The sequence below is a fragment of the Enterobacter sp. R-1.6.2 genome, assembly GCF_035064085.1.
GTDB lineage: Bacteria > Pseudomonadota > Gammaproteobacteria > Enterobacterales > Enterobacteriaceae > Enterobacter > Enterobacter asburiae_B.
The window spans coordinates 1-1,742 of record NZ_JASEYI010000083.1 but is presented as its reverse complement, the minus strand read 5'-3'; the positions used below and the strand labels follow the sequence as shown (position 1 = coordinate 1,742).

Sequence of the window (1,742 nt, the reverse complement as noted above, 5' to 3'; positions counted from 1 at the left end):
GGAACGGTCTGCGTTGTCGGGAAGATGCGTGATCTGATCCTTCAACTCAGCAAAAGTTCGATTTATTCAACAAAGCCAAACAGAAGCCACTGGAGCACCTCAAAAACACCATCATACACTAAATCAGTAAGTTGGCAGCATCACCTTTTGCGTCTATAGTCATGATGTCAAATGAACGCGTTTCGACAGGAAATCATCATGAATAAATATCAGGCAGTTATTATTGGTTTTGGCAAGGCTGGAAAAACATTAGCCGTCACGCTGGCAAAAGCAGGTTGGCGTGTGGCTCTCATCGAACAATCAAATGCAATGTATGGCGGGACCTGTATTAATATCGGCTGTATCCCAACCAAAACATTGGTTCATGACGCACAGCAGCACACAGATTTTGTCCGTGCCATACAGCGTAAAAATGAAGTGGTTAATTTTTTACGTAATAAGAATTTTCATAATCTTGCGGATATGCCCAATATCGACGTGATCGACGGCCAGGCGGAGTTTATCAATAATCATAGCCTGCGTGTTCATCGGCCTGAGGGAAATTTGGAGATTCATGGCGAGAAAATTTTTATTAATACCGGTGCACAAGCCGTGGTTCCGCCAATTCCTGGAATTACCACCACGCCTGGTGTATATGACAGCACCGGATTACTTAATCTAAAAGAATTGCCTGGGCATTTAGGTATTTTGGGCGGCGGATATATTGGCGTTGAGTTCGCCTCTATGTTCGCTAATTTTGGCAGCAAAGTAACCATTTTAGAGGCAGCTTCGCTGTTTTTGCCTCGGGAAGATCGGGATATTGCTGATAATATCGCGACGATTTTACGCGATCAGGGCGTCGATATTATCCTCAATGCCCATGTGGAGCGAATCAGTCACCATGAAAATCAAGTGCAAGTGCATAGCGAGCACGCCCAACTGGCGGTGGATGCACTGTTAATAGCTTCCGGTCGTCAACCGGCTACCGCTTCGTTACATCCAGAAAATGCCGGTATCGCAGTAAACGAGCGCGGGGCAATTGTCGTTGACAAGCGATTACATACCACCGCAGACAATATTTGGGCGATGGGAGATGTTACCGGCGGGCTGCAATTTACTTACATATCACTGGATGATTACCGCATTGTACGTGATGAGTTACTGGGTGAAGGCAAACGTAGTACTGATGATCGGAAAAATGTGCCTTATTCCGTATTTATGACACCGCCCCTGTCCAGGGTTGGTATGACAGAAGAACAAGCCAGAGAGAGTGGTGCTGATATTCAGGTGGTGACATTGCCTGTAGCTGCAATTCCGCGCGCCAGAGTGATGAACGATACCCGTGGGGTATTAAAAGCGATTGTTGATAATAAAACCCAACGTATATTAGGAGCATCACTGCTGTGTATTGACTCCCACGAGATGATCAATATAGTGAAAATGGTGATGGATGCCGGGCTGCCTTATAGCATATTACGCGATCAGATATTTACTCATCCGTCGATGAGCGAATCACTCAATGATCTATTTTCATTAGTCAAATAAACTCAAAATCAGACGCCAGAACAAATATTCTGGCGTCTCAGAGAAAAGAATCTTATTAATTCTCTGTTACTCTATAACTTCTTAATCACTTCATTGATGGTATTTTATATGTTTAAAAAATCGGTGATGCTGCCAACTTAATGATTTAGTGTATGATGGTGTTTTTGAGGTGCTCCAGTGGCTTCTGTTTCTATCAGCTGTCCCTCCTGTTCAGCTAC

At 44.2% G+C, this 1,742-nt stretch carries 1 protein-coding gene; it reads left to right on the top strand.

Annotated elements, in window-relative coordinates:
- Positions 1-198 precede the first annotated feature (198 nt).
- A complete protein-coding gene (rclA, locus tag QMN93_RS25800; RefSeq protein WP_007896426.1) occupies positions 199-1,524 on the top strand; it encodes a reactive chlorine resistance oxidoreductase RclA in 1,326 nt (441 codons plus the stop codon).
- The last annotated feature ends 218 nt before the right edge of the window (positions 1,525-1,742 follow it).

Excerpts from the sequence above, each read along its gene's own strand:
- rclA (WP_007896426.1), top strand. The coding sequence starts at position 199 with ATGAATAAATATCAGGCAGTTATTATTGGTTTTGGCAAGGCTGGAAAA.